This is a genomic window from Polaromonas sp. P1_G2, from assembly GCF_056405515.1.
This window is the reverse complement of sequence record NZ_JBFUBY010000029.1, coordinates 24,423-45,638: the sequence shown is the minus strand read 5'-3', so window position 1 is coordinate 45,638 and position 21,216 is coordinate 24,423. Positions and strand designations below refer to the sequence as shown.

Here is a 21,216-nt window from a genome sequence, read left to right as displayed (position 1 = left end):
TGGAGCACGGTTCGCACACCCGCAGCAAAAAGAACCCAGGCAAGCGCCCGCATCAAGCCTGGCCAGTTTCAGGTCTCGAGCGCAGCCGCCATGCGGTGCGGCATGAGGCGTTCGCGCGGCGCTTCGCCGCCCCACAGGCTCAGCATCAGGTCCACGATGACCGGTCCGAAATCCTGATGCGGAATTTCGACCGAGGTGAGCCACGGGGCGAGCCAGGCATTGATCGGGTTGCCGTCGATGCCGACCAACTCGCAATCGGCGGGCACCCGGATCCCGCTCTCGCGGGCCACGCGGTGCAGCCCATAGGCGACCTGGTCGCTGATGCACATCGCGCCACGCGGCCAGGCGCCGGGCGCCGCGAACTGGGCCCCGGCGGCGTAGCCGATTTCCAGATGCGAGATGCCCGGGGCCTCCACCCGGCGGATCCGGTCGGCTGACAAGCCTCTTGCGCCGGCCCGCWCGCAGAAGCCCTGCACGCGTTCCCTGGTCGTGGACGATCCGCGCGACGGAAATACCACGGCCGGCGCGTCGATGCCGCGGTCGAGCAGGTAGTCTGCGGCGGCGGCGCCGGCCGCCAGGTTGTCCGGCCCCACGAAGGCGCAGGTGCCGAACGGGCTGCGCCGGCTCACGAAGACTATCGGCGCACCGCGCTCCACGAAGTCGCGCAGGCCGGCACTGGGCTGGGCCGCGACCATCACGTAGCCCTGCACGACCTGCGAACGCATGGCGTTGAGATAGTCGTCCTGCAGCTCCGGCCGGTCGTGCGTGTCGCACAGGATCATCGTATAGCCGGCCTCGCGCAACGCGGCCTCGGTGGAGGCGGCCAGCGTGGCCATCACCGGGTTGTCGAGGTTGGCGGCCAGCATCGCGACCAGGCGGCTCTCACGGTTGCGTAGCGCGCGCCCCAACTGGTTCGGGTGGTAGCCCACGGTCTTGATCGCCTCGCGCACGCGCGCCAGCGTTTCCGGCGAAGCCCGCCGGGTCTCGCCGTTCACGATGCGCGAGACGGTGGAGATTGAGACGCCGGCCTGCACGGCGACTTCGCTCAGCGAAACCGGGCCGACGCCCTCCGCGACTGACAAGTATGGCAAACGATTGCCAAGCGTTGGCAAACGTTTGCCATAATAGCCAAAACCGCCAACGATCGCAACACAACGGCACAGGACGACATGGTTTTCACTTCCAGCAGCACGCACAGCGACGGCAAGTCCCTGTCGGTGCGCCTGCTCGATCCGTATCCGCGCGCCGAGGAAATACTGCCCTGCGCGACTGGCGCGAGACGCCCGCGGATTTCGCCCTTGCGCCGGCGGCTGACGCGCATTCATGAAGCCGACGACCGATCGGCCCCTCCCTTCCTTTTTTCCAGAAAGAGACAACCATGAACTTCCAGCTTCGTTCCCTCGCCAGGCGCGCCACGCGCGCCGGCCTCCTGGGCGCCGCCGTCGCCACGCTGGCCACCAGCGCCTTCGCCGACATCCGCGTCATGTGCTACCAGGACGGCAATGAATGCGATGTCACGGCCGACCTCATCAAGCGTTATGAAGCCCAGAACGCCGGCGCCAAGGTGATCCTGGATGTGGTGCCTTACAAGACGGTGGTCGAGCAGCTGCCGGTGYAGCTCGCGGCCGGCCAGGGGCCCGACATCGCGCGTGTCGCCGAAATCGGCGGCCTGTCGAAGAACTACATCGACATCAGCGCCCACGTGAAGGACCGCAAGTACTGGGAAGACAACTTCGGCAGCACCTTGCCCTGGATGCGCAACAAGGCGGGCGACAAGGGCATCTACGGTTTCCTGTCGCAAATGACCATGACCGGCCCCTTCGTCAACAAGACCTTATTCGAGCAGGCCAAGGTACCCATGCCCGGCCCCAAGGCCACCTGGGAAGAGTGGGCCGACGCAGCGCGCAAGGTGGCCAAGGCCACGCAGACCCCGGCGGCCATGGCCTGGGACCGTTCGGGCCACCGCTTCGCCGGCCCCGCCGTGAGCTACGGCGCGAAGATCTTCGACGCCAAGGGCAACCTCACGGTTGACACCGGCTACAAGACCGCCGTGGGCAAGTTCGTCGCCTGGCACAAGGATGGCACCATGCTGAAAGATGTGTGGGGCGGCTCGGGCGGCTCCAGCTATGCCGATGCGGTGGGCGAGTTCAAGAACGGCCGCGTGGTGATGATCCTGTCGGGTTCCTGGCAGATCAACCGCATGCAAAAGGAAATCGGCAACGCCTTCGACTGGGTCGCCGTGCCCAACCCCTGCGGCCCTGCTGCCTGCTCGGGCATGCCCGGCGGCGCGGCCTGGGTGGCGCTGAAAACCACCAAGTCCCCGAAGGAAGTGGGTCGCTTCCTGGACTTCATGGCGCAGGAGGCCAATGTCGCCGAATTCGCGTCCCGGACCAACAACATCCCGGCGCATGCCGGCGTGGCCAAAAAAGGCGTGGACTACCCGAGCGCCGGTCCGGCGGCGCGCGCCGCGCTGGGCGTGTTCACCAGCGGCACCGCCACCATCGCGCCGCCGGCCTACGCGCTGCAAGGCTACAAGTACAACCGCGCCCTGATGCTGCCGACCGTGGGCGCGCACTGCGTGCGCGCCTCCCCCCTTGCAGGGGGCGACACCTGCGGCCTGGCGGAGCCAGTTCCGCGCTGTCACTGGCATAAGGCAATGCGCTAGCGGCGTCATAGGTACAGATCGGAGTCGGTATGTCGGTTTTTTCGGCCTTCCTGGGCTTTTTGTTCAACCTGTTCGAGCCGGTCTTCCGGCTGGGCCAGAAATGGCTGGGCGCCTCGCGCATAGGCTGGTTGTTCGTCGGGCCCAACCTGGTGGTGATCAGCCTCTTCACCTTTTTGCCCATCGTGGTGAACCTGGTGTATGCGGTCACGGGCGGGGTGAACCTGCTGCCCACGCAGCGGCCATTCACCGGGCTGGAGAACTTCGCCATCCTGCTTGAATGCCGCGACTACACCGACCTGCAGACCTGCCGCACCGACATCTTCTGGCGCTCCATCGCCAACACGGTGAAGTTCAGCCTGATCCAGGTGGCCTTGATGGTGTTCTTCTCGCTGGTGACGGCCCTGGTGCTGAACCGCAAGATCATCGGCCGCGGTTTCTGGCGCGGCGTGTTCTTCTACCCGGTGCTGCTGTCGCCGGTGGTGGTGGCGCTGATCTGGAAATGGCTGCTGCAAAGCCAGGGCGTGTTCAATGCCGCGCTGGTGTCCATGGGCGCCTCGCCGATGGACTGGCTGCTGGACCGGCACTGGGCTTTTTTCTGGGTGGTGGTGGTGTCGATCTGGGCCCACATGGGCTTTTACACGCTGATCCTGCTGGCCGGCCTGCAGGCCATTCCGAAAGACGTTTATGAAGCCGCCGAGATGGACGCCGCGCCGCCGTGGCGTGTGCTGAGGCGCATCACGCTGCCGCTGCTCATGCCCAACCTGATCGTGGTGCTGGTGCTGGTGATGATCCGCGCGGTGCAGAGCTTTGACGAGGTGTTTGTGCTCACCGGCGGCGGCCCGGGCTCGGCCACCACCTTCATCGTGCAGTACATCTACCAGACCGGTTTCGCCGAGCAGATCCACCTCTACGGCCTGGCCGCCGCGGCCTCGCTGATCCTGGCCGCCGGCCTGATGGCCCTGACGCTCGCGCAACTGCGGCTGTCCAAAGCCGGCGAGGCCGGAAAAATCAAGAAGTAAGGAAAAAGCCATGGCCAATTTCTTTACCCGTACCCAGGGTCACAAGCACGGCGGCAGCCGCCTGCATTGGACCGACTGGGTCTCTTACGCCTACCTGCTGGCCGGCCTCATCGTGATGTTCGGGCCGGTGCTGTGGCTCGTGATGTCGTCCTTCAAGACCGAAAGCGCGCTCAGCCAGTTCCCACCGACCTTCCTGCCCTACAGCCAGAAGGAAGCGGTGGTGGCCGGTTACGACAAGCCCCTGCCGCTGTTCCGTGCCAAGGACGAACAGGGCAACATCCGCGAACTGGCCCAGGTGCGCCGCATCGGCCTGGTCGCCACCATGGTCGACCCCGCCGCGCCGCAAGCCGAGCTCCGCGTCAACATCAACGACCGCAAGCCGGTGAATGAACTCAAGTTCGCCGGCGGCAACTACACCGAGCTGTTCGGCAAGTTCGCCTTCGGCACCTACCTGTGGAACAGCGTGTTCATCACCGTGGTGGCGACCATCCTCACGTTGCTGTTCAACTCGATGGCGGCCTTCGCGCTGTCCAAGTACCAGTTCACCGGGCAAAAGACGGTGTTCGTGCTGATCATCGCCACGCTGATGATCCCGCCCACCATCATCCTGGTGCCGGCCTTCCTGGTGATCTCGGAACTGAACCTCTTGAACAACCTCTGGGGCGTGATCCTGCCCGCGGTGGCCACGCCCACCGGCGTGTTCCTGCTGCGCCAGTACATGCTGACCATTCCCGACGAATTGCTGGAGGCCGCACGTATGGACAACGCCAGCGAGTGGCGCATCTACTGGAAGATCATCCTGCCGCTGGCGGCCCCCGCCATGGCGGTGCTGGCCATCTTCTCCTTCATGTGGCGCTGGAACGATTTCCTCTGGCCGCTGATCGTGCTGTCCAAGTCTGAGCACTTCACCCTGCAGCTGGCGCTCAATGCCTTCCAGGGCGAACTCAACACGCAGTGGCACTACCTGCTGGCGATGACCGTGATCACCCTGATCCCGATCACCCTGGTCTTCGCCTTCCTGCAGAAATACATCGCGACCGGCATCGCCAGCGCCGGCGTCAAATAAACCAAGGACTCTCCCGTGGCCACTCTTGAACTCGCCAGCGTCGTCAAAACCTTCGACAAAGCTACCATCATCCATGGTGTGGACCTGACCGTTACCGACGGTGAATTCGTAGTCTTCGTCGGCCCCTCGGGCTGCGGAAAATCCACGCTGCTGCGCATCATCTCCGGGCTGGAGCCCGCCAGCAGCGGCGACATCCGTATCGACGGCCAGCGCGTCAACGAGGTCAGCGCCGCGCACCGCGGCTGCTCCATGGTGTTCCAGTCCTATGCGCTSTAYCCGCACATGAGCGTCTACGACAACATGGCTTTCGGCCTGGAGAACCTGGGCGTGGCCAGGCCGGTCATCGAAAGCAAGGTCAACGCCGCCGCCGCCCTGCTGCAGCTCACTCCGCTGCTGCAGCGCAAGCCCACCCAGCTTTCCGGCGGCCAGCGSCAGCGCGTGGCCATAGGCCGCTCCATCGTTCGCGAACCCAAGCTCTTCCTGTTCGACGAGCCGCTGTCCAACCTCGACGCCGAGCTGCGCGTCTCCATGCGCGCCGAGATCCGCGACTTGCACGCCCGCCTGGGCGCGACCATGATTTACGTCACCCACGACCAGGTCGAGGCCATGACCATGGCCGACAAGATCGTGGTGCTGCGCGCCGGCCGCATCGAGCAGGTCGGCTCGCCGCTGGAGCTGTACAACCGGCCCTGCAACCAGTTCGTGGCCGGCTTCATCGGCAGCCCACGCATGAACTTCGTGCCGGCGGCGCAGCTGCCCGGCGCCAAACCCGGCGCCCAGACCGTGGGCATACGGCCCGAGCACGCGCGGCTGTCGGACGACGGTCCGCTGCAACTGGCGGTAACCCAGGTCGAGCAGCTCGGCAGCACCAGCATCCTGCACGGCAAGGTGGTACCCGATGCGCCTTTTGAACTGATCCTGAACGGCCAGACCACGATCAAGCGCGGCGACACCGTCAGCGTGAGCGCGCCCGCTGAGCAGCTGCATTATTTCGACGCCAACGGCCTGCGCCTTTGAGCGCCATGCCCGGCTGACCCCATTTCCCTCCGATTCCCCCACCATGCGCCTGGACCATCCCCCCGTATTCGCCCTGCAATCTCGCACCGACAACCACCTTGTGCTGACCAGCGACGGCGCCGCCGTGGCCCACATCTGGGTGCTCGAAGAGGACATCGTCCGCGTGCTGGTGCTGCCGCAGGGCCGGCTGCAGATGCCGCGCAGCTGGACGGTGGCGCCCGGCCTGGAAAACCTGCCCGTCGAAGGCCGCGACCGTTTCGACGTGAGCGGCTTTTCGCTGCCCGCGTTCGAGCTCAAGGAAGAGGGCGCACAACTGCAGATCACCACCGGTGCTGTGCGCCTGAGCATCGCGCTCAAAGGTTTTTTCTGCCACTGGGAAAGCCGGCACCAGGGCCGCTGGCAGGCCAGCGCCGCCGACCGTTCCACGCAAAGCTACAACTTCGGCTGGTGGGACGAAAAGGTCTACCACTACCTGCAGCGTGATCGCGGCGAGGCTTACTTCGGCCTGGGCGAGCGCGCCGGCGACGCCAACCGCGCCGGCCAGCGCTACCGCATGTGCAACCTGGACCCCATGGGCTACAGCGCGCGCAGCACCGACCCGCTGTACAAACACATCCCGTTCTACATCACACGAAAACCAGGTGATGGTGGCGAACAGGACGCGGGCCTTTGCTACGGCCTGTTCTACGACACCTTGTCCGACTGCAGCTTCGACATGGGCCGCGAGATGGACAACTACCACGGCCACTACCGCTACTTTGTGGCCGACCACGGCGACCTCGACCTGTATTACATCGCCGGCGACGGCCCGGCCGCCATCACGCGCCGCTACACCTGGCTCACCGGCCGGCCCATCTTCCCGCCGCGCTACGCGCTGGGCTATTCCGGCTCGACCATGAGCTACACCGACGCGCCCAACGCGCAGGAGCGCATGGGCGAGTTCCTCGAGCGCTGCGAAGAGCATGACATTCCCTGCGACTCTTTTCACCTCTCGTCGGGCTACACCTCCATAGGCAACGGCCGCTACGTCTTCAACTGGAATCGCGAGAAATTTCCCGACCCCGCCCGCTTTGTGAAGAGCTACCTGGATCGCGGCGTGCGCCTGGTGCCCAACATCAAGCCCGCGCTGCTCGGCAACCACCCGCACTTTGAGGAAGCCAGGCAGGCCGGCCTGTTGGTGCAAGACCCGGACGGCCGGCCCACCGCCATCCAGTTCTGGGACGGCACCGGCGCCTACCTCGACTTCACCAATCCCAAGACCATCGCGTGGTGGAAGCAGCAGGTCACGGAGCAGCTGCTCGACTACGGCATCCCCGCCACCTGGAATGACAACAACGAATACGAAATCTGGAGCGACAAGGCGCTGGCCCACGGCTTCGGCGCGCCGCGTGCCGCGCGAGAGGTGCGCCCGCTGCAGACCCTGCTGATGATGCAGGCCTCGCATGCCGCGCAGTCCGAGTTCGCGCCCGCGGAGCGGCCCTACCTGGTGTCGCGCTCAGGCGCCGCCGGCATGCAGCGTTATGTGCAGACCTGGTCGGGCGACAACTACACGTCCTGGGAAACGCTGCGCTACAACATCCGCATGGGCCTGGGCCTGGCGATGTCCGGCGTGTCCAACACCGGCCACGACATCGGCGGCTTCTCCGGCCCCGCGCCGGGGCCTGAGTTGCTGCTGCGCTGGGTGCAGCACGGCATCTTCCTGCCGCGCTTCAGCATCCATTCATGGAACGACGACAAAACCGTCAATGAACCCTGGATGTACCCCGAGGTGACGCCCCAGGTGCGCGAACTGATCCGCCTGCGCTACCGGTTCATGCCCTACCTCTACGACCTGGTGTGGCGTTACCACACTGCCTACGAACCCATCATCCGGCCGACCTGCCACGACTTCCCCGAAGACATACGCTGCCTGGAAGAAAACGACGACATGCTGCTGGGCGGCAACCTGCTGGTGGCCTCGGTGGTCGAGCCCGGCCAGACGCAGCGCCGCGTATGGCTGCCCGGCACCGGGGGCTGGTACGAAGTGCACACGGCGCGGCACTTCGACGCCGGCCGATCGGTGACGCTGGAGGCGCCGCTGGACGGCGCGCCTCCGCTGCTGGCACGCGAAGGCTGCGCCATCCCGCTGAACCTCGGCGAGATTCATTTCGCAAAAGTCGAAGACGTGCGAGGCTTCCAGCTGTTTCCCTTCAGGGGCGACGGCAGTTTCGAGGCCGCGTGTTTTGAAGACGACGGCCATACCCAGGCCTGGCGCAGCGGCGCTTATGGGCAGTGGCGCTTGCGGGTCGAGTCCACCGCAGGGGCTCTGCACATCGCGGTTCATCGTGAGGGCGCGCAGCCGCCTGTGCAAGACAGTCTCATCCTGCTGATGCCGGCGGCCGAGCAGCGTGTGCTGAGCTTTGCTGGCGCAACGTTGGTGCAAGACCGGCTAGAAGAGGCAGGCGCCTGGAGGTGGCTGACCCTGAAGCTCTAGTCCGGCGGCGGCAGTGCCGAAGCTTTTTGTAAAGCAACGTCTTCTTCAATACGCTCTTTAAGCCCGATGAAGTATTCCTGCATCTGGGCGATGGTGGGCGGGTCCGGCAGCAAGATGTCGTATCCCTCGTCCGATTCAGGGATCGAATCCTTGCACATCCTCTGCATGGCAATGTCGAACTTCATCGGAACACCAGCTTCTTCAAAAGCAGCGTAGAAGTCGGCAGGCTTGAAGTAATTTCCGGTGAGCAGGACATACATGTCCAGCCAGTCACGGGATTTGGTCCGGTTGGCGCACGCTATGCATTTCAGTTTGAAAATCTCGTGCAGCGTTGCCAGCCTTGGCCTGTGGTCCAGGCCCGGCAGCAGCAGGGCCGAGACCTCAGGGTCGGGGGCGATCAATGTCAGCTTGACCGTGCCCGCCACGATGTAGTCCTGCATGTAGTCCCAATAGTCCATGCCCGTGTCTTCAAACTCCCTGACCCCGTCAATGCTGTCATTCGCCACGAAAGGAAATCCGGCTTCGCCCGCCATCCGGCGCAAGCCCTCAATTTGCCGGCGAGGCAGCCGGGTTTGCGGAATCATGAAGTCCAGGTCTTCGCTGATCCGGTGATGGAGATGGATGGAGAGCGCCGTCCCTCCGACCAGCACAAACCCTCTCAAGCCACGGTTTTCCTTCAGGTAGTCCCAGAGTTGTTCGGTATCAGGCCTGAGCACGGGAAATGCCTTTCTCGATGTTGCGCAGCATCCTTGCAAGCGCCTCGCCTGAATCGGTGGATGCCTGGAGTTCACCCGTCGCGCGGAGGGCCAGTAGTTGCTCCTGGACAAAAGGGCTTCCGTACTCGAGCACCGCCTGGAGGACCGGCGCGTAGTTGCCTTTTTTCAGTGCGTTCCTTACAAGCGCCTCCGGCTTCGGGGACTGGCTCGACCAGGACAGGCCCCACCGCGGATCCGAGAGCGGCGGGTTGGCGGATGCTTTGGGCTTTCGGGGCGGAAGTGCGGGTGCTGTGTGACCCTGTTGTTCGCGCGCCCGCGTTCCCCCACTAGCCCGCGTGGCTCTGGACCTTGTAGACCAGCCAGGCGCCCGACTTCTGCTTGCGCAGGTGGAAGCGAACCGAACAATCGAAAAAATCCACACTGACTTCCGCTGGATCGGGGTCCAGATTGCCGGCCAGGCGGCGCAGGCGATTGCCGTTTGTCTGGAAGGGTGTGAATGCGGTCGGTGTGGCGCAACGATGCAATCGGGCTTTCCAGCCGGCGTCCGCGTCCACGCCTTCGATGTAGGCATGCGTCGCGGCGATGGCCTCCGCGGGGCGGTGTTCGCGCTTGACCCAGAAGGCAAGCAGCGCCGCAGCGGCGAAAGACGCGGCGGCGATGGCCGTCATGGCTTTGTGCATGGCAATCCTGGTTACCGCAGTTGGTGGATGGAAAACCCCGGGTGAGGCTTCAGCGCAATTCAACGCGCTTGGCCTCCCGCCATGCCACCGGCGTAGCCCCCACTTCGCGCCGGAACACGGCGTTCAGGTACTGCACCGAGCGGAAGCCCGAGGCCTGCGCAATTTCCGCGATGCCGGTGTCCGTGTGGGCCAGCAGCTCGAAGCAGTGTTCCAGCTTGCGCTGCAGGATCTCGTCGTGCACGGAGCGCTTGAGGTCGCGGCGGAAATACATCTCCAGCGACGAGCGCGACATGCCCATCATCTCGGCCACCTGCTCGGTCTTGATGCCCTGGCAGGCGTACTGGCGTATGTAATAGAGCCCCCGCATCACCGCCGGGCTGTGCTTGACGTCGCGCGCGGTCGACGCCCGGCTCTGGACGCCGGCCGGCGGGACCACCACGCGGGTGCCGCGAACCGGCGAGCCGCTCAGCGCCTGGTGCAGCAGCTGCGCCGCCCGGCGGCCCATTTCGGCCGTGCCCTGGCTCACGGAGCTGAGCTCGATGCGGGTGAGGTGCTGCCCCAGCGTATCGTTGTCGATGCCGATGATCGCCACTTCGTCGGGCACGGCGATGTCGGCGACGATGCAGGCCTGCAGCAGCTGGCGCGCGCGCGCGTCGGTGACGGCGACGATGCCGATCGGCTTGGGCAGGCTGTCCAGCCAGGCGATCAGCTTCTTGGTGGCGCTCCCCCAGGTGGGTGCGCTGGTGGCCAGGCCGCGGTGGATCTCGCCCGAAGCGCCGTTGCGCTGCAGCCATGCCGAGAAGGCCCTCTCGCGCTCCTGGGCCCAGCGGTTGAGCGGGGATTCCGGAAGGCTGTAGCAGGCGAATCGCGTCATGCCGGCTTCCACCAGGTGCTCGAGCGCGCGGGCGACCAGCAGCTGGTTGTCCGTGGCCACGTAGGGGACCTGGCCCGGGTAGCTGGCGGGATCCTCGTACGAGCCGCCGATGGCGATCACCGGGACATGGGCGCCCGCGAGCGCCCGCGCGACGGCGGGGTCGTCGTAGTCCGCGATGATGCCGTCGCCCTCCCACTCGTGGATGCCGTCCAGGCGGAAGCGGAAGTCCTCCTCCAGGAACAGGTCCCAGGCCACTCGCGTCTGTTTCACATAGTCGCCGATGCCGATGAGGATCTCGCGGTCGTAGACCTTGCTGGCATGGAACAACAGGGCCACGCGCAGGACTGCGGGGCCGTTTGTCCGGCCGGGCCGGCGCGGGGTCGGGCTTTTTGTCATGGAGGGCCGATCTTGGCACATCGCGCCAATTGCTGCGATGCAGAAAGAAATTTCGTAAGCCGCACTCGGCAATTTCGCAAGCCGCCGCGCGGGCGCACCCGCTAGCATCGCCACTCTGCTTGTCGCGGTGGGGGCACTCCTCCCATCGCGTAAAGGCGCGCCCTCCCTGTGCGCGAAACGGAAAACGGCTTCCAGGAAACCAACGAGGAAATCGATGACTGAGCCAACCCGCTACCCGAGTCTCAACGGCAAGAGTGTGCTCATCTCCGGCGGCGCCACGGGGATAGGCGCTTCCCTGGTGGAGCATTTCGCCGCGYAAGGCGCCCGGGTGGGGTTTGTCGACATCGACACGGAAGGTGCCCTGGCTTTGCTGGCCAGGCTCGAAGGTGAAGGGCTGCGCGGCGTGCATTTCGAGGAATGCGATGTGACGGACATCCCCCGCCTGCGCGGCGCCATAGGCGCGCTGCGCCAGCGCATAGGTCCCATCCAGGTGCTGGTGAACAACGCGGCGAATGACCAGCGCCACCTGATTGAAGAGACCACGCCCGAGTCATGGGATGCCGGCGTGGCGGTAAACCTCAAGCACTACTTTTTCGCCGCGCAGGAGGTTTTCAAGGACATGAAAGCCCTGGGCGGGGGGGCCATCATCAATTTCGGCTCGGTGAGCTGGATGGTCAAGACGGGCGGCATGCCGGTGTACACCACCTGCAAGGCCGYGGCCCAGGGACTCACCCGAAGCCTTGCGCGCGACTTCGGCCCGCATCGCATCCGCGTCAACACGGTGGTCCCGGGATGGGTCATGACCGAAAAGCAGGTCCGGCTGTGGGTGACGCCGCAAGCGAAGATCGAACTGGCGAAGGCGCAGTGCCTGCCCGGCGAACTGGCGCCCAGCGACCTGGCGCGCGCCGTGCTCTTTCTCGCCTCCGATGACAGCAGCATGATGACCGCGCAAGACCTGGTCGTCGACGGTGGCTGGACATGAACGCTCCGGCGGCGCGCGATCTCATCCTGGTGACGGGCGCGACCGGAAAAGTCGGGCGAGCCTTCATCGAGCGCCTGCTGGGCGATGCGCGTTACGACCGGTTCCGGCTTCGCGCGCTGTGCCACAAGCGGACCTTGCCTCCGCATCCCCGGGTCGAATCGGTGCAGGGCTCCATCCAGCATAAAGACGACGTTCGCCGCGCGCTGGAAGGCGCCACGCATGTGCTGCATCTGGCGACCAGCAAGGAGACGCCGGACGATGTGATGGACGTGGCGGTCAAGGGCATGTTCTGGCTGCTCGAGGAGTGCCGCGCCAGCAGCACATTCCGCCAGTTCCTGCTGGTGGGCGGAGATGCCGCGGTCGGCCACTTCTACTATCCGCACAGCGCGCCCGTCGTCGAGAGCCAGCCGCACAGCGCCTACCCGGGATGTTATGCCCTGTCCAAGGTGCTCGAGGAAGTGATGCTGGAGCAATACCAGATCCAGTACGGGCTCGACGGCTGCTGCCTGCGCGCGCCCTGGATCATGGAAAAAGACGATTTCCGCTATACCTTGTCCTTCGGCGACGACGTGTTCGGCGGTCCCCGCTGGCAAGAGCTGGTGGGGGCGGCGAGGGCGCGGGACTACGTGGCCTCCGAGGCCGTCCCGGTGATGCTGGATCCGCAAGGCAAGCCGGTGAAGCGCAACTTCGTGCATGTGGACGATCTGGTGGAGGCGCTTTTGCTGGCGCTCGATGCGCCGCAGGCCAGGCACCAGCGCATGAACGTCTGCATGGACGAGCCCGTCGATTACGGGGCGCTGGGCGACTACCTGGCGCGCACGCGCGGAGCGCCGCTGGTTCCCGTGCCCACCCCCTACCACTCGACCTGGCTGGACAACAGCAAGGCGAAATTTCTCCTGGGCTGGCGCCCGCGCTACGACATGGCGCGGCTGGTGGAGGCCGCATGGGCCTACCAGCGTTCGGCCGAGGAACCCCGGGTCGTCTGGTATCCCGGATAGGAACACCGGCTCCGCCCGTTGCCGCACCGGGAGGAGCAGGGAAGGGAAGCCTCGAGTGCCGGCGCGCTTTGACCAAACCAATATCAGGAGACAAGACATGAGACTTCTTAAGCGACGCACATTCACGGCAGCACTGGCCGGCGCCGGCCTCGCGCTGGCATGGAGCCCGTTTGCCCGGGCCCAGGCCGCTGGCAAGAAACTGGTGATCGGCTTTGCCCAGACGGGCGCCGAGAGCGAATGGCGCACCGCCAATACCGACTCGGTCAAAGCCGCGGCCAAGGCGGCCGGCTACGAATTGAAGTTTTCCGACGCGCAGCAGAARCAGGARAACCAGATCAAGGCGATCCGCTCCTTCATCRCCCAGAAGGTGGACGTCATCATTCTCGCGCCGCTCGTCACGACAGGCTGGGACACCGTGCTCAAGGAGGCCAAGGCCGCGAAGATTCCCGTGATCCTGGAGAGCCGCAACGTGGTGGTGAAAGACCCGTCCACCTGGACCACTTTCATCGGTTCCGACTTCGTCGAGGAAGGCCGCCGGGCGGCGCAATGGCTTCTGGACAACACGAAGAGCACCACGGGGCCCGTCAACATCGTCGAGCTCCAGGGAACGGTCGGCTCAGACCCCGCGATCGACCGCAAGAAGGGATTCGACGAAGTCATCAAGGGGRACTCGCGCTACAAGGTCATCCGCTCCCAGACCGGCGACTTCACGCGCGCCAAAGGCAAGGAAGTGATGGAGGCCTTCCTGAAGGCCGAGGGCAAAAAGATCAATGTGCTGTACGCGCACAACGACGACATGGCCATAGGCGCGATCCAGGCCATCGAGGAGGCGGGCCTCAAGCCCGGCAAGGACATCCTCGTCATCGGCGTCGACGCCGTGAAGGGCGCTTTCGAAGCCATGGTGGCAGGGAAGATGAACGTGAGCGTGGAGTGCAATCCGCTTCTGGGCCCGCAGCTGATGGAGGCGTCGGCGAAGGCCGCCGCCGGCCAGCCGCTGCCACGCTGGATCAAGACGATCGAAGGTGTATTCCCGGCCGAAGTCGCGGCCAAAGAGTTTCCCAACCGCAAGTACTAGTGAAAGTACTAGTGAAAGAACCAGTGAAGGACCAGCGAAACGGTTTTGCATTCGTAGGGTGACGAGAAAGCGGCTGGCCTGGAAGTCGCGGCCCATTACGACCAACCCGCGCGGTTTCGCGATCGCGCGCATGCCGACAGGCCGGCAAAAAACGAGCAGGAGACAGCAATGCATACAAGACGAGACATCCTTGCCGCAAGCGCGGGCGCAGCACTGGCGGGTATCGCGGGAGCGGCGGGCGCGCAGACCTACGAGCCCGGCTGCTTCAAGCCTTTTGCCGCCAGCACCAAGACCATCCAGTACCCCGCCAAGAAAGGCCCCTACCGCATCGCCCTGGCCAACGGCTACGCGGGAAACAGCTGGCGTATCCAGATGATCAAGTCGCTCAAGGCTTATGCGGCGACGCCCGAGATGAAGCCCCACATCAAGGAGCTGAAGGTGGTTTCCACCGGCACCGACGTCGCCGCGCAGCTGGGCGCCGTCGACAACTTCATCAATGCGGGCTTCGACGCCATCCTCACCATCGCGGTGTCGCCCACGTCCTTCAAGCCGGTGATCAAGCGCGCCAAGGACGCGGGTGTGGTGCTGATCCCCTTCGACAACGTGCTGGACACCGACGAGGTGATCCAGGTCAACGAGGACCAGCTCGAGATGGGCCGCCTCATGGGGCGATGGCTGGAGAAAAACGGCGTCACCAGCGGCAAGGTGCTCGAAATCCGCGGGCTGCCCGGAAACTCGGTCGACCGCGACCGGCACCTGGGTTTTCGCGAGATCATGGAAAAGCACAAGGGCATCCAGATCGTCGAGGTGGTCGGCAACTGGGACGACGGCACGTCCCAGAAAGTGGCGGCGGACGCCATCGCCGTGCACGGCCGCTTCAACGGCATCTACACCCAGGCCGGCTCCAACGGCACGGTGCGTGCGCTCATCGAGGCTAAACATCCCTTCGTGCCTATCGGCGCCGAGGGCGAGAACGGCTTTCGCAAGATGGTTTATGCGCACCACAAGGACGGCCTCAAGGGCGCCTCGGCCGCGCAGTCCCCCGGCCTGGTGGCCGTGGCGCTGAAGGCGGCCATCGCCGCGCTGCAGGGACAGAAGCTGCCCCAGTACATCTCGGTGCCCATCCCCTACGTGGAATACCAGCAGATGGAGCCGGGAAAGAACTTCTATCCCGATCTGCCGGACACCTTTTATGTGGCCAATGAGTTCCCGCCGTGCAACATCAACATCACGGCGCCGGACATCATGAAACAGAGCGAAGGCAACACCTGAGGGAAGCCGCCATGCCCGAGGCCTTGCTGCAGCTCCAGGGAATCTCCAAGCGCTATGCGGGCGTGCGCGCGCTGGACGGCGCGGACCTCACCTGCCACGCCGGTGAAATCCATGCTGTGCTCGGTGAAAACGGCGCGGGCAAGTCCACGCTGATCAAGGCCATCGCCGGCGTGGTGCAGCCCGATGCCGGCCGCATCCTCATGGAGGGGGCCGAGCTGCGCCTGGTTTCGCCGAACGTGGCCCGCGACCACGGGATCGCCTGCGTGTTCCAGGAGTTGTCCCTGGTGCCTGACCTCTCGGTGGCGGAGAACATCTTCCTGGCGCGGCCGCCGCGCCGGCGCGGGCTGATCGACGCCAAGGCCCAGCAAGAGCAAGCCGTGGCCTTGCTGGAAATGCTGGGCTGCGGCGACATCCATCCCAAGGAGCGCGTGCGCGACCTGCCGCTTTCCAGGCGCCAGCTGATCGAGATCGCCAAGGCGCTGAGCCTGCGGCCGCGGCTGCTGATCCTCGATGAGGCGACCTCCGCCTTGAGCGGCGAGGACGTGGAGCGGCTCTACAAGCTGCTGTTCCAGCTGCGGGCAGGCGGTGTGGGCTGCCTGTTCATTTCACACCGCATGCATGAGGTCAAGGCGCTGGCCGATACCTGCTCGGTGTTTCGCAGCGGCCGGCGCGTGGACACTTTCCCCAGCGGAAGCCGCTCCGATGAGGAGGTGGTGCAGCTGATGATAGGCCGCGATGTCGCCAAGTCCTATCCGCCGAAAACCGGTCCCGCGCCCTGGGCCCAGCCCGCCATCAGCGTGGAGGGCCTGAGCTGGCCCCCCGAGCTGCACGACATCTCGCTGGAGATCAAGGCCGGCGAAATTGTCGGGCTGGGAGGGCTGGACGGCCAGGGCCAGCGCGAACTGCTGCTGGCCCTGTTCGGTGTGCTCAAGGGCGTCCAGGGCAAGGTGGAGGTGTTCGGCGAGCCGCGCGGCCTGGCGCCGCACCGGTGCAGGGATCCGGAGCTGGGCATCGCGCTGATCCCCGAGGACCGCAAGACCGAGGGGCTGATCCTGCCCATGAGCATCCGGGAGAACATGAGCCTGGCCAGCTTGCCGGCGCTCGGTCGCCTGGGCATCCTCAGCGCGGCGGCGGAGCATTCCGCCGTGGCGCGCATGGTGGAGCAGCTGCGCATCAAGATCGGCTCCACGCAGGACGCGGTGCAGACCTTGTCGGGCGGSAAYCAGCAGAAGGTGGTGATCGCCAARTGGCTCATGACCCAGCCGCGCGTGCTGCTGCTCAATGACCCGACCCGCGGCATTGACGTGGCCACCAAGCAGGAGCTGTATGCGCTGCTGCGCCGGCTCGCCGCCGAAGGCGTGGCTGTGCTGCTGTATTCCACCGACTACGAGGAGCTGGTCGGCCTGGCCGACCGCGTGCTCATCATGTACGAGGGCCGGATCGCCCGCACGCTGGCCGGCGGCGAGATCAGCGAACACGCGATCGTGGCCTCTTCGCTCAACGTCTCGCTCAACGACTCACCCAACGTTCCCTCCGGCGGCGGGGAGGCCGCCATGGCATGACGCGGCGCGGCGAATGGGCCATGGCATTGCGGCGCAACGGCGGGCCGCTCGCCGCCCTGGCGGTGTTCGTCCTGATGTTCGCGCTGTTCTTGCTGGAGCATCCGCGCTCGATCTCCGTGGCCATCGTGACCACCGCCTCCAACAAGGCGGTGCTGCTGGCCATCGTGGCGATGGCGCAGACCCTGCCTGTCATCACCCGGGGACTGGACCTTTCCGTCGGCATGGTGATGGTGCTGACCGGCTGCCTCGCCTCCACGGTGGTGAATGGTGCGCCCTGGCAGGTGGCCCTGGGCATCGTGCTGGTGCTGGCCTGTGGCGCGGCGGCGGGCGCCATCAACGGCGCCATCGTGGTGTTCGGGCGCCTTCAGCCCATCATCGTCACGCTCGCCACCGGCGCGGTGTACTTCGGCTTTGCGCTGCTGCTGCGGCCCGCGCCCGGCGGCGAGGTCAGCGAGGGGCTGGCGGACGCCCTGACCGGCCGGCTGTTCGGGGTGGTCCCCGCCACCCTGGTCCTGCTGGCCGCGCTGGTCGTGCTGGGGTGGATGCCTTTCAGGCGCACGGTGATAGGGCGCGCGTGTTATGCCGTCGGCTCATCGGAGCAGGCCGCCTACCTTTCCGGCGTTCCGTCCGAGGGCGCCAAATTCCTCGCCTACACCCTCGCCGGGCTGCTGTCGGGCGTCGCCGGGCTGCTGCTGTCGTTGATCGCGCTGTCGGGCGAGGCCAGCGGACCGCAGGCGGGGCTGTACACCCTCAATTCCATCGCGGCGGTCGTGATAGGCGGCACCTCGCTGTACGGCGGCACCGGCGGGATGGTCGGCTCCATCCTCGGCGCCTTCGTGCTGCGCACCATCGGCGACCTGCTCTTCGTCTTCAACGCGCCGGCGCTGTGGCAGCCGCTGTTCGAGGGCCTGATCCTGCTGGGCGCCGTGTGCATAGGCGCGGCGCGCGTGCTGCGCGTGAGAAACCGCCTGGAGCTGTTCTGATGAACGCAAGCGACGTGATCGCCGCACAGCCTTCGTCCGGGGGGGCCGGGAAGCGGCCCCTACGCGCTCTGCAGCGGCTGCTGCTGAACCCGCCCGCCGTGGTCGCGCTGTGCTGCCTGCTGCTACTGCTGGCCGGCAGTGCCGTGAACCGTAATTTCCTGATGCCCACTTACCTGCTGCAGCAGCTGCAGATCGCCGCTTTCCTCGGGCTTGCCGCGGCGGGGCTGATGGCCGTCATCCTGCTGGGCCACATCGACCTGTCCGTGCCGTGGACCATCACCAGCGGCGCCATGATGGCCGCCGCCGCAGGAGCGGCCTTCGGGCCCGGGTGGGCCATTCCCGCCGGCCTGCTTTGTGGCGCGCTGATCGGGCTGGTGAACGGCCTGGGCGTGGCTTTCCTGCGGATTCCCTCGATGATTTTCACGCTAGGCGCGAATGCCGTGCTGCAGGGCCTGATGGTGCTGTACACCGGCGGCCATGCGCCCCAGGACGCGGCCACTCCGCTGATGCGCGACCTGGCAGTGGGCAGGACCGCGGGCTTGCCCAACGCGGTGCTGGCCTGGGCCGCCGTCTCGCTGCTGGTGTACCTGCTGCTGACGCGCACGGCGGCGGGCCGCTACGTCTACGTGATCGGCAACAGCGAGCGCGCCGCCTACCTCAGCGGCGTGCGCACCGCCGCGATGACGGTCGCCTGTTTCGTCGCCTGCGGCACGCTGGCCGCATTCGCGGGCGTGCTGCTGGCCGGGTATTCGGGCAACGCCTACCAGGCCATGGGCGACCCCTACCTGCTGCCGGCGATCGCGGCCGTGGTGCTGGGCGGCACCAACATCCTGGGCGGGCGCGGCAGCTACCTGGGCACGGTCGCCGGTGTGGTATTCATCGTGTTGCTGCAAAGCATGCTGGCGGTCCTGCAGATGCCCGAAGCGGGCCGGCAAATCATTTATGGAGCGCTGATCCTGGTCATGCTGATGCTGTACGGAAGATCGGCCAAAGTGAGGTAAGGTGAGGTAAGTTAAGGCAAGGTGAGATGAGCATGGGTGAACACTACGGCATTCGCGGCGAGTTCCGCCTGCACGACGCGCGCTTTCGCGGCGTGGCGCCGCCCAACGGCTTTGTTGAGAAGCTCTACACCGGCGCGCGCTGGGCCGAAGGACCGGTGTATTTCCCCGCGGGCGATTTCCTGCTGTTCAGCGACATCCCCAACAACCGCATCCTGCGCTGGGTGCCCGATGGCGCCGGGCCCGGATGCGTCGTGGAGTTCCGCAAGCCCTCCAATTTCGCCAACGGCAACACGCGCGACGGCAAGGGCCGCCTGCTCAGTTGCGAGCATGGCACGCGCAGCGTCAGCCGCACCGAACACGACGGGCGCCGTACGGTGATGGCATCCTCGTTCCAGGGCAAGAAGCTCAACTCGCCCAACGACCTGGTGGCCGGGCCCGACGGTGCCTTGTGGTTCTCCGACCCGACCTACGGCATCCTTTCCGACTATGAGGGTTACACGGCGGAGCCTGAATACGGAGGCCGCTACGTGTTCCGCGTCGATCCCGCCAGCGGCCGGGTGGATGCGGCCGCGACCGATTTTGTCCAGCCGAACGGGCTGGCATTCTCGCCTGACGGAAAGCGGCTGTACATCGCGGAATCGGGCGCCTCGCACGACCCCGGGGGGCCGCGCCATATCCGTTCATTCGAGGTGGAAGAAGGCAGGCTGCGCGGAGGCGAAGTGTTCGTCACGGTGGACGCCGGCATCCCGGACGGGCTGCGCGTGGACGCCCTCGGCAATGTGTGGACCAGTGCCGCCGACGGCGTCCACTGCTTCACGCCGCGCGGCGAGTTGCTCGGCAAGATCCTCATCCCGGAGCCTGTGGCCAATCTCGAGTTCGGAGGTCCCCGGGGTAACAGATTGTTCATCACGGCGACCACTTCCTTGTATGCCTGCTACCTGGCGGTGTCCGGCGCCGGCACCCACGCGCCGCGGCCCGGCTGAGTTCACGCCAATTGCTGCGATGCAGAAAGAAATTTCATAAGCCGCGCTCGCCAAATTCGCAAGCTTGCGCGGCGGCGCAAGGGCTAGCATCGCCTCTTTGATTGTTCTGACGCAGACATGACCTCCTTCGAATCCCTACCCCAGGTCCGCTATGAGGGCCCGCAGTCGACAAATCCGCTGGCCTACCGCCATTACGACGCCAAGGCGCGCGTGCTGGGCAAGACGATGGAGCAGCACTTGCGGCTCGCCGTCTGCTACTGGCATACCTTTGTGTGGCCGGGTAACGACGTATTCGGGCAGGGGACCTTCGCACGGCCCTGGCACGTGCCCGGCGACGAACTGACGCTGGCGCGCCGCAAGGCCGACGCCGCCTTCGGCCTGATCTCGCGGCTGGGTGTGCCCTTCTACACCTTTCACGACACCGATGTGGCGCCCGAGGGCGCGAGCCTGGCGGACTACCGCAGCAACCTCTCTGCCGTGGTGGACGTGCTGGCGCAGAAGCAGCAGGAGACGGGCATCCAGTTGCTGTGGGGCACGGCCAACCTGTTCAGCCATCCGCGCTACGCCGCCGGGGCCGCGAGCAATCCCGACCCGGAAGTCTTCGCCTATGCCGCGACGCAGGTTTTCAGCGCGCTCAATGCCGCCCACCGCCTGGGCGGCGCCAACTATGTGATGTGGGGCGGCCGTGAAGGCTACGACACGCTGCTCAACACCGACCTGCGGCGCGAGCGCCGCCAGCTCGGCCGCTTCATGCAGATGGTGGTGGAGCACAAACACAAGATCGGCTTCCAGGGCCAGCTGCTGATCGAGCCCAAGCCGCTGGAACCCACCAAGCACCAGTACGACTACGACAGCGCCACGGTCTATGGTTTCCTCAAGGAATTCGGCCTGGAGCACGAGATCAAGCTGAACATTGAAGCCAACCACGCCACGCTGGCGGGCCACAGCTTCCAGCATGAAATCGCCACGGCCGCTTCGCTGGGCATCTTCGGCAGCATCGACGCCAACCGGGGCGACCCGCAAAACGGCTGGGACACCGACCAGTTCCCCAACAGCGTGGAAGACCTCACCCTGGCGATGTATGAAATCCTGCGCGCCGGCGGCGTCGGCAGCGGCGGCTTCAACTTCGACGCCAAGGTGCGCCGCCAGAGCATGGACCCGGTGGACCTGCTGCATGGGCACACCGGCGCCATCGATGCGCTGGCCCTGGCGCTCAAGAGCGCCGCGCGGCTCATCGAGGCCGGTGAGCTCGAGCGCTTTCGCGCCGAGCGTTATGCCCGCTGGGAGGGCGACCTGGGCCGCGGCATCCTGGGCGGGGACATGAAGCTCAGCGAGGTCGCCGAATATGCCTTTGTCCAGGACATCAGGCCCAAGCCGGTGAGCGGGCGGCAGGAGTGGCTGGAAAACCGCGTGAACGCCGCGATCTTCGATCCGGTCGTCTGAATCACCGGCAG

At 65.8% G+C, this 21,216-nt stretch carries 18 protein-coding genes; 14 read left to right on the top strand and 4 right to left on the bottom strand.

From position 1 onward, the window contains the following. Positions 1–68 precede the first annotated feature (68 nt). A complete protein-coding gene (locus AC1D0P_RS05250) occupies positions 69–1,376 on the bottom strand; it encodes a LacI family DNA-binding transcriptional regulator (protein WP_477675733.1) in 1,308 nt (435 codons plus the stop codon). A 2-nt stretch (positions 1,377–1,378) separates the two neighbouring features. On the opposite strand from AC1D0P_RS05250, the gene AC1D0P_RS05245 reads away from it, so the two are divergent. Genes AC1D0P_RS05245 through AC1D0P_RS05225 form a run of 5 tightly spaced genes read left to right on the top strand, consistent with a single transcriptional unit; the run spans position 1,379 to position 8,240 of the window. After that, positions 1,379–2,665 carry an ABC transporter substrate-binding protein gene (locus AC1D0P_RS05245; RefSeq protein WP_477675732.1) on the top strand — a complete coding sequence of 429 codons (1,287 nt, stop codon included), beginning with the start codon at positions 1,379–1,381 and terminating at the stop codon, positions 2,663–2,665. A 29-nt stretch (positions 2,666–2,694) separates the two neighbouring features. Next, positions 2,695–3,684: a carbohydrate ABC transporter permease gene (locus AC1D0P_RS05240; protein WP_477675731.1), complete on the top strand. Its 990-nt coding sequence runs from the start codon at positions 2,695–2,697 to the stop codon at positions 3,682–3,684. Positions 3,685–3,694: 10 nt separating this feature from the next. Then, positions 3,695–4,750 carry a carbohydrate ABC transporter permease gene (locus tag AC1D0P_RS05235; RefSeq protein ID WP_477675730.1) on the top strand — a complete coding sequence of 352 codons (1,056 nt, stop codon included), beginning with the start codon at positions 3,695–3,697 and terminating at the stop codon, positions 4,748–4,750. Positions 4,751–4,765: 15 nt separating this feature from the next. Beyond that, positions 4,766–5,767: an ABC transporter ATP-binding protein gene (locus tag AC1D0P_RS05230; RefSeq protein ID WP_477675729.1), complete on the top strand. Its 1,002-nt coding sequence runs from the start codon at positions 4,766–4,768 to the stop codon at positions 5,765–5,767. A gap of 43 nt (positions 5,768–5,810) precedes the next feature. Beyond that, complete coding sequence (locus AC1D0P_RS05225) at positions 5,811–8,240, top strand: glycoside hydrolase family 31 protein (protein WP_477675728.1); 2,430 nt, start codon at positions 5,811–5,813, stop codon at positions 8,238–8,240. Here the strand turns inward: AC1D0P_RS05225 and AC1D0P_RS05220 are convergent. The 3 genes from AC1D0P_RS05220 to AC1D0P_RS05210 all read right to left on the bottom strand — a co-directional run bounded on the left by AC1D0P_RS05220 (position 8,237) and on the right by AC1D0P_RS05210 (position 10,906). Then, positions 8,237–8,956, bottom strand: a complete 720-nt coding sequence (locus AC1D0P_RS05220) for a nucleotidyl transferase AbiEii/AbiGii toxin family protein (RefSeq protein ID WP_477675727.1) — start codon at positions 8,954–8,956, stop codon at positions 8,237–8,239. The two genes, AC1D0P_RS05225 and AC1D0P_RS05220, sit on opposite strands and share 4 nt — an antisense overlap. A 326-nt stretch (positions 8,957–9,282) precedes the next feature. Beyond that, complete coding sequence (locus AC1D0P_RS05215; protein WP_477675726.1) at positions 9,283–9,636, bottom strand: hypothetical protein; 354 nt, start codon at positions 9,634–9,636, stop codon at positions 9,283–9,285. 49 nt (positions 9,637–9,685) lie between these two features. Continuing rightward, positions 9,686–10,906 (bottom strand): XylR family transcriptional regulator, encoded by a 1,221-nt coding sequence (locus AC1D0P_RS05210; protein WP_477675725.1) that lies wholly within the window; start codon positions 10,904–10,906, stop codon positions 9,686–9,688. Positions 10,907–11,120: 214 nt separating this feature from the next. On the opposite strand from AC1D0P_RS05210, the gene AC1D0P_RS05205 reads away from it, so the two are divergent. From AC1D0P_RS05205 to xylA, 9 genes are all read left to right on the top strand, one after another. Then, positions 11,121–11,888 (top strand): SDR family NAD(P)-dependent oxidoreductase, encoded by a 768-nt coding sequence (locus AC1D0P_RS05205; RefSeq protein ID WP_477675724.1) that lies wholly within the window; start codon positions 11,121–11,123, stop codon positions 11,886–11,888. Continuing rightward, the gene (locus AC1D0P_RS05200) at positions 11,885–12,886 is read left to right on the top strand and encodes an NAD-dependent epimerase/dehydratase family protein (RefSeq protein ID WP_477675723.1); all 1,002 of its coding nucleotides are present in this window, start codon (positions 11,885–11,887) and stop codon (positions 12,884–12,886) included. Before AC1D0P_RS05205 ends, AC1D0P_RS05200 begins: the two co-directional genes overlap by 4 nt. 97 nt (positions 12,887–12,983) lie before the next feature. Continuing rightward, positions 12,984–13,961: an ABC transporter substrate-binding protein gene (locus AC1D0P_RS05195; RefSeq protein ID WP_477675722.1), complete on the top strand. Its 978-nt coding sequence runs from the start codon at positions 12,984–12,986 to the stop codon at positions 13,959–13,961. Between the two features lie 168 nt (positions 13,962–14,129). Beyond that, positions 14,130–15,233, top strand: coding sequence for a sugar ABC transporter substrate-binding protein (locus AC1D0P_RS05190; protein WP_477675721.1), 1,104 nt, complete (start codon positions 14,130–14,132; stop codon positions 15,231–15,233). Positions 15,234–15,244: 11 nt separating this feature from the next. After that, positions 15,245–16,795 carry a sugar ABC transporter ATP-binding protein gene (locus AC1D0P_RS05185; protein WP_477675720.1) on the top strand — a complete coding sequence of 517 codons (1,551 nt, stop codon included), beginning with the start codon at positions 15,245–15,247 and terminating at the stop codon, positions 16,793–16,795. Beyond that, positions 16,792–17,778 (top strand): ABC transporter permease, encoded by a 987-nt coding sequence (locus AC1D0P_RS05180; protein ID WP_477675719.1) that lies wholly within the window; start codon positions 16,792–16,794, stop codon positions 17,776–17,778. Before AC1D0P_RS05185 ends, AC1D0P_RS05180 begins: the two co-directional genes overlap by 4 nt. Continuing rightward, complete coding sequence (locus AC1D0P_RS05175) at positions 17,778–18,779, top strand: ABC transporter permease (RefSeq protein ID WP_477675718.1); 1,002 nt, start codon at positions 17,778–17,780, stop codon at positions 18,777–18,779. Before AC1D0P_RS05180 ends, AC1D0P_RS05175 begins: the two co-directional genes overlap by 1 nt. 26 nt (positions 18,780–18,805) lie before the next feature. Further along, positions 18,806–19,762 (top strand): SMP-30/gluconolactonase/LRE family protein, encoded by a 957-nt coding sequence (locus AC1D0P_RS05170; RefSeq protein WP_477675717.1) that lies wholly within the window; start codon positions 18,806–18,808, stop codon positions 19,760–19,762. Between the two features lie 117 nt (positions 19,763–19,879). Then, positions 19,880–21,205, top strand: coding sequence for a xylose isomerase (xylA, locus tag AC1D0P_RS05165; protein WP_477675716.1), 1,326 nt, complete (start codon positions 19,880–19,882; stop codon positions 21,203–21,205). Positions 21,206–21,216 lie beyond the last annotated feature (11 nt).